Genomic DNA, 15,461 nt, shown 5'->3' on the forward strand with positions numbered 1-15,461 from the left:
AGACGCAACAAGGGATCAGAATTTATCTGGATCGTCTGCAGGACGAAGGGGCAACAAAGTGACGAGTTTTTACGATATCGAGAATTGTTACAAGTTTATCCTTGGCCGCCCGATAAACGAGGATGAGCGCAACGCGATCGGGCAAAATTTGCTGCAGCTCACGGACATTCCGCTCGAGGAACATCGCAGGCGTTTTCTGAGCTCGAATGAATTTCACGAGCGTCACGGTGAGCTGATTTTCAACAATTTCGTTCCGAAGTCGATCTTCGTGCTGTTTGAAACGAAGTACAATTTCAAATTGTATCTAGATCTTCGCCAGTACCATATTTCATTCGGCATCATGAACGGCGAATATGAGAAGTTCGATATCGATCTCGTCAAGGCGATCCTCCCCGACAAGGGGCAGTTGATCGATGTCGGCGGCAATGTCGGCTATTATTCCCTTTCCGCCGCGGCACATCCGTCCTTTAGAGGCACGGTCCTCGCCTTCGAGCCGCTGCCCAAGCTTTGGGATCTGTTCAACCGCTCCATCATGGAAAACGGTTTTGAGGATCGTGTCAGTGTCCGGCAGCTCGCGCTGGCGGATGTTCCGGGAGAGCTGCAGCTCAACGATGCCGAAAACACGGTCAACGCCGGCGCGACGCGGCTTGTGACGAATGCCGCGGACAACAGGGTCGGCCGGATGACGAAGGTCGAGACGCTTGATCACGTCATCGGCAATCTCAGGCCCGATGTCATGAAGGTCGATATCGAGGGTGCGGAGGGCCTGTTCCTCAAGGGCGCTCAGCGAACCATCACGGCACACAAGTCTTCGCTGCTGATGGAGATCAATCGGGACATGCTTGGAGTGCTTTCCAAGACTTCTCCCGGCGGAATCTATCGCCACCTTTCGGAACGCGGCTATCATATCTGGACAAGCGAACAGAAGCAGTTGACGCAGATCGCAACAGCCGACGAACTTGACCAGAATTTCCCTGTCGGTGCGGTGGCCAATATTCTGGCCGTACATGGGGATCGCATGGACGAAGTTGACGAGCGCGTGCAACGCCTCGGGCTGACCTTGAAACCGGCAAAAGCCAAGCGACAACGAGTGAAGGAGGCAGCTCTCTAGACAATAGTCTTTGAACAATATGGCCTTGATTTGAAGAGCTGGCGCGCTTGGCGTCCGTCATGGAGACCTTATTGAGCAGGGCGAGGCAATAATATGAGTGAGATCGCGTACTACGGCTCGTGCCCGAGCGAGGAATTCGTCAAACACGCATTCCCCGACAGTAAAATCTCGTTCTTCTGCTACGGCATAAACGTTGCCAGCTTCATGGATGACCGGAAAGTCACTATCAAAACCATCGAGGACTGGCCGGAACCGATCAAGAAGCGACTGAAATTCGAGGCTCGGAAAGGCTTCTGCGACCGATTGAAGAAGGCCGCTCCGAAGACCCTCGTCATCGATTTCAGCCGTGTCACACGCGCCTCGTTGATGCGCTACAAGAACACGCTACTGACGGTTCCTTATGAACTCCTGGAAGCCGCACCCGATTTACAGCGCAATGCCTTCAGCATTCTCACGGTCATTCCTTTCGGCAACCGCGAGTTTTGGACGCTTGTCGTCGACGCCATGCAGAAGTTCTGCGACTTCATCATCCAGGATCTGCCTGAAACTGAAGTGATCCTTCTCGATGCCCCACCCACCGCCGATTATCGCGGAGTGCTTATCGACAACAACACATACATGGTGGATTTTTGCCGCTGGCAAATGCGCTATCCGATGTCCCGCATGCTCATCGACTATTGTCTGGAACGCATCAGCAACAGTCGTGTACTGACGCCGTCGCTTCATCTCTACTCCGACGACACCGCCTCCTATGGGCCGGCGCCAATGCATTATTCGGAGAGTGTCTGGAGGGAGATCGCGACGCAATTTCAGGCGCGCGGCGGTTTCGAGGGGTTGCCTCGCTCAAGCGACCTGGTTTCCACACTCACGAATTACTCCGGCCTGATGGATGCCTTCACCACGACGGCGCTATCGAACAGAAACCTGCAGCGGTTCAGCCTGGATATTCTGCATGGAGCCCTGCCCTATCTTTTTGCCAGGATCAGCAACCCCGCCGAAAACCATTTCGGCGATCCGATCGATTCACACGATGTCGTGGCGGCTTTTCGCTGGATCCTCGGGCGCGAACCTGAGTCGGCCCTGACCTTCCTCAATCACTATGCTCTTTCCAACCGCAGGGAGTTGCGTGAAACGCTGCTACGGTCCTTCGAGTTTCAGAGCCAGGTCCCGCTCTATGCCAAATAGCGGCGCTCCCCAGGATCCAGTGGCCGTCGTCCTATTCGAACTTGATGTGGTGGCGCGCCTGGTTGACCAGAAAGAGCCCGATGACCGTGGTGAAGAGGCAGACCTTGGTGATGAAGCCGAAATCGTAAAAGGTTTCAACCGTATCGCCGAACATGCCTGCGCGGAAGAGCTCGAAGCAGTGGACGGTGGGGACGTAGAGCGCGAGCCTCTGCAGGCTGCTCGGCAGCCAGGCCACCATGAAGAACATGCCGCCAATCGGCAACGTGAGATACTGGAACGGCGAAATGAATTTATCCACGAATTCAAAACGTTCCGAGGCGGCTGCGAAGATCAGCCCCACCCCGAAGGAAAACCAGGCCATGTACAGCCAGCCTGCCAGAAGCAAACCGAGATCGTGATATGGTGGTATGAAGCCCCCCAAACGTACGATCGTATAGACCACGATCAGAGCAGCCGTCGTGCCGGCGATCTCCAGAAGCGCTCGCGCAATCAATGCGTCCGCGAGGCGTATCTGCCGATGATACATCAAGGGCAGGTTCTGACGCAGGCACGAGACGGCATGTCCGCTTATGTGGCGCCAGAGCGTCAGGGGCATGTAGCCGCTCAGAACAAAGCCGGCGATCGTCAGCCCGTGTGCGCCATGATCGAGCAGGGTCCAGGTAAACATGACACCGCCGGTCAGAATCATCGGCTCCAGGGCCAGCCAGAGAAAGCCGATGTTTTCCCGCCCGTAGCGGATCAGCATCTCACGCATGATCAGCGCGCCCAGGACACGCGCCTGGATCTTCAATCCAGTCACGAAATGCGGACGGGCATGGGAGTTGTTCGGCACATGATTCATTCGGCAGGCTCCTGTTCGGCAGGCGGCCCGTACCGAACCGCCGCTCAACGATACCGTCGAAGACTGCCCACTCAATCTTCATTGCGTCAGCTTTGGACAGTTACCGCACCGGATACATGCATGCCGGCGTGCAATCGCAGGCAATCAACAGGAAGGGTACCGACATGGCTCTTATAAACTCTGAGGCCAAGGGCAAGGAGCTCGATGCAAAGCCAGGCCGCCAGCCGTTCCGCAAAGCGATCGCGCGGTCCTTCACCACGCTCCCGAAGGCAAGGAAGCGCCGCAAAGGCACCAATCGGCTTGCCATCTACGGACTTGTGGTCATCGCGCCCACTTTGATTGTCAGCGGCTATTTCGCGTTCGTCGCGGCTCCGATCTACGTATCGGAAGCCTCCTTCGTCGTGCGCATGGCGGCGCCGCCTTCATCCAATGTATTCGGCTCCCTGCTGCAGAACAGCGGCATCACGCGCTCGCAGGACGACACCTTCTCGGTGCAGGAGTATATCCGCTCGCGGCAGGCTCTGAAGGAGCTTGGCGATCGACTTCCCGTACGGGCCATTTTCGGCAGCCCGCAGGCCGACTGGTTGACGCGGTTTCCGCGATTCTGGGAAAGCAACAGCGAGGAAGAACTCTACAGCTATTATACGGAGCGGGTATCCGTCATCCACAATGACACCACCGGCATCACGGTGTTGCGCACCACCGCCTTTCACGCACAGGACGCTGCCGATCTGAACAATACGCTGTTGACGCTCGGCGGTGATCTGCTCGACCGCTTGAACGACCGTGCGCGTGGTGATGCGGTTCGCTTCGCCGACCACGAAGTGCAGGAGGCGCAACAGCGCGTCATCGACGCCCAGAAAAACATAACGAATTTCAGAAACAAGGAGTTGATGATCGACCCGAATGCCAGCTCCCTATCGATGGTCGATCTCATTACCAATCTGACTGGAGAACTGGCCAATACCAGCGCTCGCCTTGCCGAAACACGCAAGACCGCGCCCGACAGCAACTCCATCCCCTTCCTGACGAGCCAGATAGCCGCGCTGGAACAGCAGATCGAGAACGAGCGCTCGAAGATGGTGGGTTCAGACAGCTCGGTCGCACCGAGAATCGCCGATTACGAGAGCCTCGTGCTCATGCGGGAATTTTCCAACAAGGCGCTCATGTCGGCTTTGGATTCGCTGGAGGCTGCGAGGGCGGATGCACGTCGCCAACAGCTCTATCTGGAAATCCTGGTGCCACCGCATCTGCCCGATGAGGCGGAGATGCCCTATGCGCTGAAGAACATCCTCGTGGTCTTCCTGTCGCTGAGCCTTGCTTACCTTCTGGGCTGGCTGATGGTCACGGCTATCCGGGATCACGAAAGTGGCTGAGCACGGCGTGAGCGGTGCTCATGCCGTGCCGCAAATCCGTCCTTAATTGGGTTGCCAGAAGCAGGTATATATCTGTGCCATGCAAGTGCGGATTTCCTGTCCGGAAATCGAATCCGGGGGGACATGGCCATAGAGGTTGAATTCGGCCTCTCGCGCCTGGATATAGTGGCGCAAGGCGGATTCGATATCCCGCATCGCCTTGTAAAGATGCGCGGTCTGTATCTCGACATCGATCACCGAGGCCGGATCCCGGCCCTTGGCATACTCGCGATAGACGTTGTAAAGCTGTAGCGCCTCGTCGAAATCGCCAGTTTCTTTTGTCACGTTCGCATAAACGGCGATCAGGTCGTCTTCACCGTTCTCGACCACCAATTCCCGCAGTTCGGTGCGAGCTTGATGCCAGCGCCTCGCCTCGACGAGTTCCATGGCCTTGCGCCGCTTGAGTTCGACATCGGTGCGCGAAAATCGCCGGCGGGCAGCCTCTGCATGCTGGGTTATGTCGGCATCGTTTGGCGCAAGTGCGTGGGCGCGATCATACCATTGAAGGGCTGCTTCAAGATCGCTCATGCGATTATAGAGGTGGCCGAGCTGCAGATGAATCTCGGCATCATCGGGCTCTTCTTCGAGGAAATGCCTGTAGGCTTCGAGAGCCGCTTCGTAATCGCCGCTTTCCTTGTAGGCATGCCCAAGCTGCACGAACAACCCAAGCCGACCGGGCTGCTGCTCGACTGCCTGCGCATAATAATAGGCGGCCGTCGCCCAATCCTGTCGATCTCGCGCTGCATCGGCCTCGGCCAGCAGATTCACCGGCGCCTTGTTTTCCGTCGCTGCGTGGCCGACGCGCAGAAGCGTCGATGCAAATCGTAGCTCTCGTATCATGATATTTGCCGCATGGAGATATTGCGGGGACGTAACCAGGAATCTTCCAGGCTGCGTTCGTGGATGCGAATTCGCAATTCGAGGAAGCGATGCTCGCGCTTGATGGCAACGCACACAGTCCCCGAAAAGGAACCAACCAAAGTCATGGCCTGAAGAACATCAAGGCCCGAATTGGCAACGATCTCGATATCCAGCTTGGCTGCCTGCGGCTGGATGAGATCCAGATCGAGGAGCCAGTCTCCATCTGCGAAACTGCGTTTCGGGCCCGTCAGCAGCCAGCCTGGCTGGACGCGCCAATTGCCGTCATTGATTTGCAAAGGTTGCCGCATGAGATCGGGACCGATCATCCAGCCGATATTCTCGACCTCGCGGACGAAGACGACCATCGCCTGCCCGTCTGCGTTGACCAGCAGTCCGGAGGGGGTGATGCTCGCGTTGGAGAAATCGGCCGTTTCCCGCGCCTCGTTTTCACTGTCGGGCAGCAACGTATCCCAATAGGCGGTTTGGCCGTCCCGGCGCGCAATGGCGACGATCCTCTTCACGACTGCGGTGCGGGTAAGGACACGCCGCCTCAGATCGAATTCTAGCTCCAGCCGCTCGGCCGCCGTCGGATCGCGTCCGCAGATTCGGGAAAAGGCGAAGCGCAGGAAAGCACTATCATCCTCACGCGCGAAACGAACGAAATTCTCCACCATGGCGAATTGATCAGGCTCCCGGCGAAGCGCCTGCACGCCGGAAAAACTGCTGAGCGGAGACGGCACGGGACGACGCGCCTTCAGGGCGTCGACTATCCGCAACCGGTTTGTGCCGCCTCGAATGGCATTTGCCAGCGAAAGGCGATCGTCCGAAGTGAGATCGCTCTCCGTCAAATCTAGCGCTTTCGCCCAAGCATCGATGAAGGATTCGGCCGGCAGGGAAAATACGTCTTTCGGAGGCACGCTCAAAGGCTGCCTATGCAACTCGGCGACGGTCAATATTGCCCCCTAACATTTTTTCGATTGCCGTGACGTAACGTGCCGCGGTTCGTGGATACGAGTACCAATGCGCTGCCTGGCTGCGATCCTGATCCAGCATCGTCAGCAGGGATGGATTTTGGGCGAGGCTCAGCAGCGCCTCGGCGATGCAATCAATCTCCGAGCTTTTCACCACATGGCTGAACGGCCACAAATCCCGCAGAACGGGCGAGCGGGAGCATAGCAGGGGACGGTTGACGCTCATCGCGATGCGGGCCGCCCCTGTCGCCGTCTCGGTCGAATGGCCGTAGAGGAACGAAAGCAGATCGCAGGTCATCAGTTCACGCCGCAGCTCCCCTTCGGGAACGAAGTCGAAACGCGCCGTCACCTTGTCCGATATTCCCAGATAGTCGATCAGGTTTTCGACCATCGCCCGTGTCGCGCGCGATTCGTCGTTTGGCACAATGCAGTTGAACAGTTTCAGCCGCAGTCTTGGCTCGTAGTTCAGCGCCTCGGCAAAGGCCAACACCAGCCGATCGATGTTCTTGTGCGGCATCAGGAAGCCAAAAGAGCCGATGGTAAAGCTCGATGGGTCCGGCTTCGACGCCTCCTCCGGCTCGCGAAGCACACCATGCGGAATGACGACCGGATTTGGATGACCGGCAGCCGAGAGTGCCGCCGCATCTTCCGCCGAATGCACGAAGACCACGTCGAATGCACGGGTCCAGCCCAAAGCGCCACCTCGCAGCGCCTCCTTGACGCTATGCATGGTCAGCGCCCGCAATCGATGGCTGGTCGCCGCCAACGGCTGTACCAGCAGCTCCATATCAGGGGCAGAAAAGAACCCCGGATGATGCTGCATCCACAGGACATCCGCCCGCCCCTGCTCCAGACGCCCGGCAAGGCGCTTCAGAGATGCAAGATCATAACCCCACAATCTCGACATGCTGCGCGGCGTCGCCTCGACAGGGTCGGAAGACGCTTCCGGCAGGGCGTCATTCATGATCCGCCGGGCGAAGATATGATCAATCCTGTCCTCGAAGGCGGGCGTGCTGTAGAGGTGCTGCGAATAGGTGGCAATGCCGCACTGCTGCTGCCAGGACGAAATGAGATCAAGCGACCAGTCGCGCCGCGGCTCAGCTGCGATCGGAGCCGGCTTGGTGAGAGCGGCAAGTGTCCGCAGCGCAACGGAGCGCCAGCTGAAATGGGCCGTGAGCAGCCTCTTCGCCCTCTCGCCCCTAATGCGGGCTTCCTCCGGATGTTCGAGGACGGCGCGCATCTGCGAACCGAGATGCTCCACCGACGGCTCGGCCCAGAGACTGTGGGAGCCCGCGACATGAGCCTGCGAGGCAGACATGTGGTAATCAACCAGCCATGCGGTATCCGGACGGCAAAAATCGACCTGACCGCTATAATTTGTCGTCACCACAGGGACATCAAGTAACATGGCTTCCGCCAGAGGCAGGCCGAAACCTTCGCCACGGCTGGGTGCCACCAACATCGTTGCGGACTTATAGAGCGCACGAAGCTGGGCGGTATCATAATGCTCTTCGATTACGATGATGGGTGGCGCATCGGCAAGCCTGTCCCGTTTTTCCTCAAGCACCGATGCCAATATGTTGTTCGGATTGGGAAAGGTCTTGATCACCAGTTCGACCGGCTCATCGGCTCTGAAACTGCGCAGGAACGCTTCGATCAGAACATCGATGCCCTTGCGCGCGAAACAGGAAGATACATGCAGGATACGTCGACGCCCGCTGTCCGACTGCACTGCGGGCAGGTCTCCAGGCGTGGCGGACAGGTGATCGCAACCGTTTCCGGTGACTTCCACGGGGATCGTGATGCCGGATCGCTCGAAACTGTCGTGAACGAAATTCGAGATCACCGTGATGAGATCGAGGTCGCTGTTGAACCGATCCACCAGATATTGCGGGAATTCGAGTTCTTCCCAGGCGAACGCGACATAGGCATTGGTGCGCCCGACCATATTATGGGTTGCCGGCGGCCATGTGTTGCGCAGATGGATATCGAAGCTGCCTTTGGATGGATAGTCTTCACGCATGCGGCGTGTGATGTCGGTGGCAGCCGACAGGTTGGTGTCACCTTGCCAATCATTCTCCGCCGTATAGCAGGTGAGTTTGACGCCCAGGTCGATCAGCGCCTGCGCGAGATGGCGATTGACGATCGCCAGACTGTAATCGCCTTTGAAGACGCCGTCGAAGAAGACCGTTTTGCCGGCGAATCTTTTCAGTAAAGATCGCTCCTCGGTCTGTCCGACATTGAGCGAATAGGGCGAAACGATATCGTCTGAACGCATTCAGTTCTCCCAAGCCCTGGAGACAAACAGACAGGCGTTGCGCTGCATTTGCCGATGCTTCTAGAGCATAAGAAAACTCAAATGAGGAAACGCCGCCTGTACCATTCTTTTTATGGGGCGGACGGCCGAAGCCGTCCGCCTGTTGTCAGAGCGTTTCGTCAGGAAGCCTTGGCTTCCTGAACGACATAGCCAAGTTCGCGTGCACGGTCGTCGAGAGCCAGGCGCGCTGTTTCCAGCACCGAGCCTGCATAGACCGGCGGATAGCACCAGTCATTCCAGGTGCGTGTCCCGTGGATCGGGCCAAAGCGCAGAACACCGGGTTCGAGGAACGACAGGCGTCCACCGAGATCAAGGTAGGTTTCTGTCTTTGCGCCTTCCGCCAGAACGATGGAGTGTTCGTCCAGTTCGATATGGAAGTACTCGAACGGCACCAGGGTCGCCTCCTGGGTGATGGTCGTGCCGTTCATGAGGAACTTGGCGGGGATCAGGGATTCCTCCAGGAACATGCAATGGTCAGGAGAAACGTAGAGATCCCGCGCGGGAACGTTTTCGGCGATGGCTCCCGCCTGGATGCGTACGGGAAGCGTATCGCGCGGCTTATCGATCGCTTTGGGGTCAAGCCGGCGACGGCCCACCCATTTGATTTCCGCAACGCCCTTGTGAGTAACGACGACGTCGCCAACACGCAGGTCCTCGACCGGAACATCTCCTTCCGGTGTCTGGATGAGCGTGCCACGCAGGAAGCAGCTCGTGAAGGTCAGCGTATCGGTGTTGGCATCGTAGGTGTAGGTAACACCCGCCGGGATCGTGTAGGAGCCGAGGTTGATAAGGTTCAGCGGACCGCCAAAGAAGTTGACGGTATTGCCGGTTTGCGAGACCACGTTCGAACCGACGACTTCGATCCTGTCCCCCGCTTGTACGTTGACGACATTCGGCGCCGACGAGAGGTTCAAGCTGATGCCGCCCGGGTCAAAGGCGAAGAGGCCGGTGCCATTTGCGCTGGCAAAGTCAACGGTAACGCCGTTCAGCAATCCAACTGTCAGCAGGCTTGATTGGACGGTAATGCTCGATCCGGCACCGATCCCATACGTGTATGTCGACCCGGCACCAACGTTCGCAAGACCGGCAGCGATAGTAACGTTCGCACCGTTGATCGCTTCGATCGTGGTGTTCGAAACAGCGCCGATGCCGGCGATGTTGCTGATGTCGATGTTCACGCCGTCGACGATCACGGTACCGCTGGAAACCAGATTGAGCTGGATCGTGTCCCCAGGATTACCGGCATTGCTGCTGTCGATGGTTGTCGTGCCGTTGTTGATTAGATTGATGCCAATCAAAGCCATACGATTATCCTCTCTCTGTTTAGACTAATCTCTTGTCTTCTGGGCAAACCAATCGTCAGAACTTGTAGTTCAGACCCACCCGAATGGCATGGAAGTCGAGGCTGGCTTTGGAATTGAGCGCGTCCCCACCGACGTTGCTGCTACCGAAATCGACGTACTGGTATTCGAGCTTTGCTGTCACGTGATCCGTGAAGGCGTGTTCGATACCTGCGCCTACCGTCCAGCCTGCCTTGGTCTTGTCGTCGCTGAAGCTGCCAACACCGGCGACCGAGCCGTCGTATTTGACATGGCCATAGGCAAGACCGCCGGTGCCATAGAACAAAGTATTGTCAAAGGCGTAACCGATGCGGGGACGAACCGTGCCGTACCAATTGATCTTCGACGAAGCGCTTGCTGTGCTGCTCCTGAACGAGTCGCTAATGTCGGCGCCCTGGAAATCGGCTTCGAGGCCGACCACCCAATTGGGGTCGAACTGATAATTGTAGCCGATCTGACCACCCCCAAGGAAGCCGGACCCATCAAGCTTTCCGTACCTGCCCAGGTAGTTGCCGAAGGAATGGAAGCCAACCTCATCGTTGCCACCGAAGCCACCGCCAGCGTTCACACCGACGTAAAAGCCTGTCCATGAGAACGTCGGCGCCGCCTCAATCGGAGCCTGCGGCGGAGTTGAGACTGAGAGGTCGGCCGCATAACCTACACTTGCCGCAACCGTTGCCAGAAGGAAGGCGGTAGATCCCAAAATCTTACCCATTCGAAATTTCTCCTCGAAGGAATTCACATGAATCAACATGTAACTTGCGAAAGTCCACGCAAAGGCCATAATATAGACGTGTTTATATCTGTAAATACGCAGTCTCTAATAAATATTATCGGAATATATGCTTTTTTTGTATAATGCTGTCGCAATATGTATTGTTGTAATACTGCTATTATACATGCCGCTCATCGAAATATGAAAACTACAACTTACCGACGCATTAATATCGAGCCAGTGGGCGGTACCGTTCCCCTGAAATGTGCTGATTCTGTATGGTGTCGTTGTCTCGGGAGTTTCGCCGCGCGTTGAGAGCGGCCGTTGGCGTGCGATCGGGAAGGCGACGCAATCTGGTGCGCCACGTCGTTTTTCAAATAGACGTGCCCGGCGGCAATCTGCAGGTTTGTGCCGCTACTGCAGATATTCATCCTCTGCAGTGGGAGGCTCGACGGGGCGGACCCTTGAAGGATCGTCGAGCCTCCTCACCACATAGCGCACCCTACCCTTAAATCGAATGCATGGAGATAGAGCGCCCGTTCGCGGCCGTAATCGCGCTGGCGTTGTAATATTTTGGGACGAATGGCAATCCACAGTTAAGCCTTTGCTTACGCTGGCATGCGCTTTCCGCCGTGAGGCGCAATCTGGCTTCTTCTGTCGTATCGCGCATGGACGATCATACCGCCGCAGGCCACATCTTTGTCACTATCGCAACCGCCAAATTGCGATGGTCGGGAGGTCCGGGCGCTTTGTTAAGAGCAACGGCCGGGCCTCCTAGCGGAGGCGGCCAGCAGCCGCTCATTGCGCCCTTTGCGCGCTACTGACGCCATAAATCGAAAAGTATAGCCGCAGTCTGGCGGATGGCATTCGCCTCAGGGAAGTATCAGAATTCCGGCCGCAGCCGCTGCATTGACGAAAGCCGCCCGAACTTGCTGCGTCGACACCCTGCCCTTGATGCCATCGATGCAGCTTTGAAGGGCGCCCTCAAATGCGTCTCCATGGCGTACAGGCCATAGCGTAGTCAGGTACTCAACGGCCTTCTCGATCGAGTCGATAACTTCAACCGCGTCTTTGCCACGCACCGCTATTCTAACCGGCGGGAATGTTGGAGATTTGGCGCTGCTCGCATTCGCGGAACCGAAGTCTCGCCGATCCTCCGTCGTGAGCCCATTTCTCCTGGCCGCCCTTCGCCTCGTCACCATCTCGGCCAAAATCGACATATCATGCGCGATTTGGCCTTGCTCGCCGACGCCAGCATCATTCGCGGCCATGACACCGCTCGCGCTTGCCATCTCAGGAGAGGTCAACGAGCTGTTATCTGAAGGGATTGAGGCGTTGGAGGTGACAGGGGTTTCTGGATCGGCCAGTTTTTCACCGATAGCGAAACCGGCTTCAAGGTTATTGCTGTTCTGCCGCATGGCAACATTTCCCCACACGTATTCACCGAGCCCTGGCAGGCTCAGGCAATCGCGATACAGTGCGTCAACAGAAAGTACTATTATTCAAAGCAACTTTGACGTCTAGATTAGAACTTTTTGTTGACTTTGACCAGTATCGTCCCAACAGAAGACATAATTACCGGTCGATGCCGTCTCGTTTGGCTTATTTTTCATGTATAAATATAGGAATTTTTCTATTAAAAGTCCAGCGGCTCGTTTCACATTTGAAGCTGCATTCCGCTAATGGAATAGCCGCTTTGACCGCTTTTCGCGGAAGCAGCCGGACTCCTGAAATTCGAGCCGACACAAGAACCTGGTGCGTCGCAAGTGCCATGTGACACTGATCTCGAGGCGCTCACGAATAGCCATATAATAGAGAGTCGCACAAGAGTGCTGCTACGATGGCTATACGATGAACGAGACAATCACCGGCGCCGGACTTCATGGCGCGATGTCTTCATGTAGATTTGTTATGGAGCTCAACGGCAGTGAATGATGGCGCACCCTGCTCGGGGTGCGCCTATTGCTTAAACGACGAAGAAAGTCGAAGGCGGAACCTGCAGCGCGGCAGCGATCCGTCGAAGTTTCGCCGGATCAGCCTCGGCTCCGGCCTCTATTTCAACAATTTCCTCACTGGTGAGACCACAGGTCTCAGAGAGATCGGCAATCGTGTAACCAATGGCTTCGCGGGCCTGCCGCACGGCAGCTGCGATTTCACCATGGGGAACGGTGGAAGCCTTTGAACTATCGATATTGTTCTGAGTAATGGACATGAAATTTCTCCTTCCAAAGTCCGCCGACAAAGGTTGCCGGGTGAAGGCAGCTATTGCAGCCATGGAGCATCTCGACCCAAAAACATATGGCCGAATGCTGGGTCAATATAGGCATCAATGCGGCATAGGCAAGCGTGGAAGCGCATAGCAGCCAATCTCCTGGCTCGCAGCTCGTTTGGCGCAATCAGGCGGGCGGATGATCGCTGGCGCTACAGCCACAGGCCGTCGCTTTCACCGCTTTCATGAGTGCTGTCGAAGGACAAGACATAGGCCGAGGCATGATGGAAGCAGCCGGCGGCCTACTTCTTGGCTCTGATCTTTCCCAGCTTGCGCTCGGCCGCGAGCAGAAGCCCCTTCAACTCTGGTTCGCGCACGCGGCTTGCAGCCTCTATGAAAGAGACCCATTCGCTGCGGCGTTGGCCACGTTCGGGAAAATCCTGGAAAGTGCGCTCTACCTCGAGCAGGTGCAGCTCGACCACGCAGGGAACACCATTGCCGTCGGCGAGTTGCTTTATATAGGTGAAATAGCCGAAGGGCTTCTTCTTCACCTTTCCGCGCACGCCGGCTTCTTCGAACGCCTCGATGGCTGCGACCTCATGCGGCTTCTTGCCCTTGATTGGCCAGCCCTTGGGAACAACCCAGCGACCGCTTTCACGACTCGTGACGATCAGGACTTCCGCGCCGCCCCGCTCGGCCAGCTTCCGGTAGCAGATGGCAGCATATTGCTCATAGGCGCGACCCTGAAACAACGCATCGGTATGGGAGGCGAGTTCAGACAAGAAACTCTCCGAATGCCTTGAGGTTTTTTCCTGCGCTGAGATTGAAGATGCCATGCCCTCGGCTACCCGCGATGATGTCATCCGAAGCGAGACTGTCCCAAGCTGTCGGGCACGCATTCACAGAAGTCTTCTGCGATGCACTCACCGTTTGTCTTGCTTGGGACCCTGCCGAAGTTCGGAGTTTTCTACTTCATGCTCTGAGCCGTTCCGATGACAGTTTTATGAAGACGGCTGTTGATGAGAGCCGCAGCATTTGCCGTTGGCGCCTGTGGATGCGATAGCGCCTGCCGCCAGGCAAATTAAAAACGGCCCCTTGGAGGGGCCGTTTCACATAGCAGAAGTATCAGCGCAAAGCCTATTCAGCGGCCTGCAGCGCGGGGACTTCGATCTCTTCGCTCAACTGGCCTGCCATGGCTGCGGCGAACTTCGTCTGATCGAGTTCGTTCTCCCAGCGAGCAACCACGATCGTGGCGACTGCATTGCCGACGAAATTGGTGAGCGCGCGGCACTCCGACATGAAGCGGTCGATACCGAGGATCAGCGCCATGCCGGCGATCGGAACCGAAGGCACGACTGCAAGCGTGGCAGCAAGCGTGATGAAGCCTGCGCCGGTAATGCCGGCTGCACCCTTAGAGCTCAACATTGCCACGAGCAGAAGCAGGATCTGGTCGCCAAGCGCCAGCGGCGTATCGGTCGCCTGCGCAATGAAGAGCGCTGCCAGCGTCATGTAGATGTTCGTGCCGTCGAGATTGAAGGAATAACCCGTTGGGATGACGAGACCGACGACAGAGCGCTTGCAGCCGGCGCGTTCCATCTTGTTCATCAGGCCGGGCAGTGCTGCTTCAGAAGACGATGTGCCGAGAACCAACAACAGCTCTTCCTTGATGTAACGGATCAAGGCCAGGATCGAGAAGCCATTGTAACGGGCAACGGCGCCGAGCACCACGAGCACGAAGAAGATGGAGGTCAGATAGAAGGTGCCGATCAGGAAGGCCAGGTTGGCGATCGTACCGATGCCGTATTTGCCGATGGTGAAGGCCATGGCGCCGAAGGCACCGATGGGAGCGAACTTCATAAGCAGGGCGACCATGCGGAAGATCGGCGTGGTCAGTGCCTGCAGGAAGTCCGTTACCGGGCGGCCGCGTTCGCCGGCAGCGCCAAGCGCGATACCGAAGACCACCGAGAAGAACAGCACCTGGAGAATGTCGCCCTTGGCGAAGGCGCCGACGATCGTATCCGGGATGATGTTCATCAGGAAGCCGATGACGGAGGCATCATGCGCCTGAGCGGCATAATTGGTGACGGCCTTGGTATCCAGCGTTGCCGGATTGATGTGCATGCCAGCACCCGGCTGCACGACGTTGGCGACGATGAGGCCGACGATCAGCGCCAGGGTCGAGAAGGTCAGGAAGTAGATGAACGCCTTGCCGACGACGCGGCCAAACTTCTTCAGGTCGGACATGCCGGCGATGCCGGTCGCGACCGTCAGGAAGATAACGGGCGCAATGACCATCCGCACCAGCTTGATGAAGGCATCACCGAGCGGTTGCAGCGATGTGCCGAGCTGCGGATAGTAATGGCCGAGCAGGATGCCTGCGGCAATGGCTGTGAGAACCTGCACATAGAGATGCCGGTAAAAAGGAAGTTTAGCGCGCGTTTCGGCGGCTGCGATGGGAGCAATCATGATGTCCTCCGTTAAGCCCAACCGATTTCT

General features: G+C 57.1%; 13 protein-coding genes. 3 read left to right on the forward strand and 10 right to left on the reverse strand.

Annotated elements, in window-relative coordinates; genetic code table 11:
* The first annotated feature begins 58 nt into the window (after positions 1–58).
* Complete coding sequence (locus tag A6U86_RS15265; protein WP_068392633.1) at positions 59–1,111, forward strand: FkbM family methyltransferase; 1,053 nt, start codon at positions 59–61, stop codon at positions 1,109–1,111.
* A 93-nt stretch (positions 1,112–1,204) separates the two neighbouring features.
* Positions 1,205–2,296 carry a DUF6270 domain-containing protein gene (locus tag A6U86_RS15270; protein WP_068392636.1) on the forward strand — a complete coding sequence of 364 codons (1,092 nt, stop codon included), beginning with the start codon at positions 1,205–1,207 and terminating at the stop codon, positions 2,294–2,296.
* Between the two features lie 31 nt (positions 2,297–2,327).
* Here A6U86_RS15270 and A6U86_RS15275 read toward each other — a convergent pair whose 3' ends face one another.
* Positions 2,328–3,137, reverse strand: a complete 810-nt coding sequence (locus tag A6U86_RS15275; protein WP_068392640.1) for an ABC transporter permease — start codon at positions 3,135–3,137, stop codon at positions 2,328–2,330.
* A gap of 164 nt (positions 3,138–3,301) precedes the next feature.
* Here A6U86_RS15275 and A6U86_RS15280 point away from each other — a divergent pair, with 164 nt between their 5' ends.
* Positions 3,302–4,513 carry a capsule biosynthesis protein gene (locus tag A6U86_RS15280; RefSeq protein ID WP_068393965.1) on the forward strand — a complete coding sequence of 404 codons (1,212 nt, stop codon included), beginning with the start codon at positions 3,302–3,304 and terminating at the stop codon, positions 4,511–4,513.
* 42 nt (positions 4,514–4,555) lie between these two features.
* Here A6U86_RS15280 and A6U86_RS15285 read toward each other — a convergent pair whose 3' ends face one another.
* The 9 genes from A6U86_RS15285 to A6U86_RS15325 all read right to left on the reverse strand — a co-directional run bounded on the left by A6U86_RS15285 (position 4,556) and on the right by A6U86_RS15325 (position 15,431).
* Positions 4,556–5,392: a tetratricopeptide repeat protein gene (locus A6U86_RS15285; protein WP_068392643.1), complete on the reverse strand. Its 837-nt coding sequence runs from the start codon at positions 5,390–5,392 to the stop codon at positions 4,556–4,558.
* The gene (locus tag A6U86_RS15290; RefSeq protein ID WP_244509942.1) at positions 5,389–6,330 is read right to left on the reverse strand and encodes a hypothetical protein; all 942 of its coding nucleotides are present in this window, start codon (positions 6,328–6,330) and stop codon (positions 5,389–5,391) included. The genes A6U86_RS15285 and A6U86_RS15290 overlap by 4 nt, the downstream gene beginning before the upstream one ends.
* A gap of 13 nt (positions 6,331–6,343) precedes the next feature.
* Positions 6,344–8,662 (reverse strand): glycosyltransferase, encoded by a 2,319-nt coding sequence (locus A6U86_RS15295; RefSeq protein ID WP_068392648.1) that lies wholly within the window; start codon positions 8,660–8,662, stop codon positions 6,344–6,346.
* 158 nt (positions 8,663–8,820) lie between these two features.
* On the reverse strand, positions 8,821–10,005 hold the full coding sequence (locus tag A6U86_RS15300) for a Hint domain-containing protein (RefSeq protein WP_068392650.1): 1,185 nt from the start codon (positions 10,003–10,005) through the stop codon (positions 8,821–8,823).
* Between the two features lie 55 nt (positions 10,006–10,060).
* The gene (locus A6U86_RS15305; RefSeq protein ID WP_068393966.1) at positions 10,061–10,756 is read right to left on the reverse strand and encodes an outer membrane protein; all 696 of its coding nucleotides are present in this window, start codon (positions 10,754–10,756) and stop codon (positions 10,061–10,063) included.
* 872 nt (positions 10,757–11,628) lie between these two features.
* Positions 11,629–12,174 (reverse strand): DUF982 domain-containing protein, encoded by a 546-nt coding sequence (locus A6U86_RS15310; RefSeq protein WP_068392653.1) that lies wholly within the window; start codon positions 12,172–12,174, stop codon positions 11,629–11,631.
* 548 nt (positions 12,175–12,722) lie between these two features.
* Entirely contained in the window at positions 12,723–12,968 is a 246-nt protein-coding gene (locus tag A6U86_RS15315; RefSeq protein WP_068392659.1) for a helix-turn-helix domain-containing protein, read from the reverse strand.
* A 299-nt stretch (positions 12,969–13,267) separates the two neighbouring features.
* Positions 13,268–13,747, reverse strand: coding sequence for an NUDIX hydrolase (locus A6U86_RS15320; RefSeq protein ID WP_234906397.1), 480 nt, complete (start codon positions 13,745–13,747; stop codon positions 13,268–13,270).
* Positions 13,748–14,102: 355 nt separating this feature from the next.
* Positions 14,103–15,431: a dicarboxylate/amino acid:cation symporter gene (locus A6U86_RS15325; RefSeq protein WP_068392667.1), complete on the reverse strand. Its 1,329-nt coding sequence runs from the start codon at positions 15,429–15,431 to the stop codon at positions 14,103–14,105.
* Between the last annotated feature and the right edge of the window lie 30 nt (positions 15,432–15,461).

The sequence above is a fragment of the Rhizobium sp. AC27/96 genome (genome assembly GCF_001692325.1).
In the GTDB taxonomy this organism is placed as follows: Bacteria; Pseudomonadota; Alphaproteobacteria; order Rhizobiales; family Rhizobiaceae; genus Rhizobium.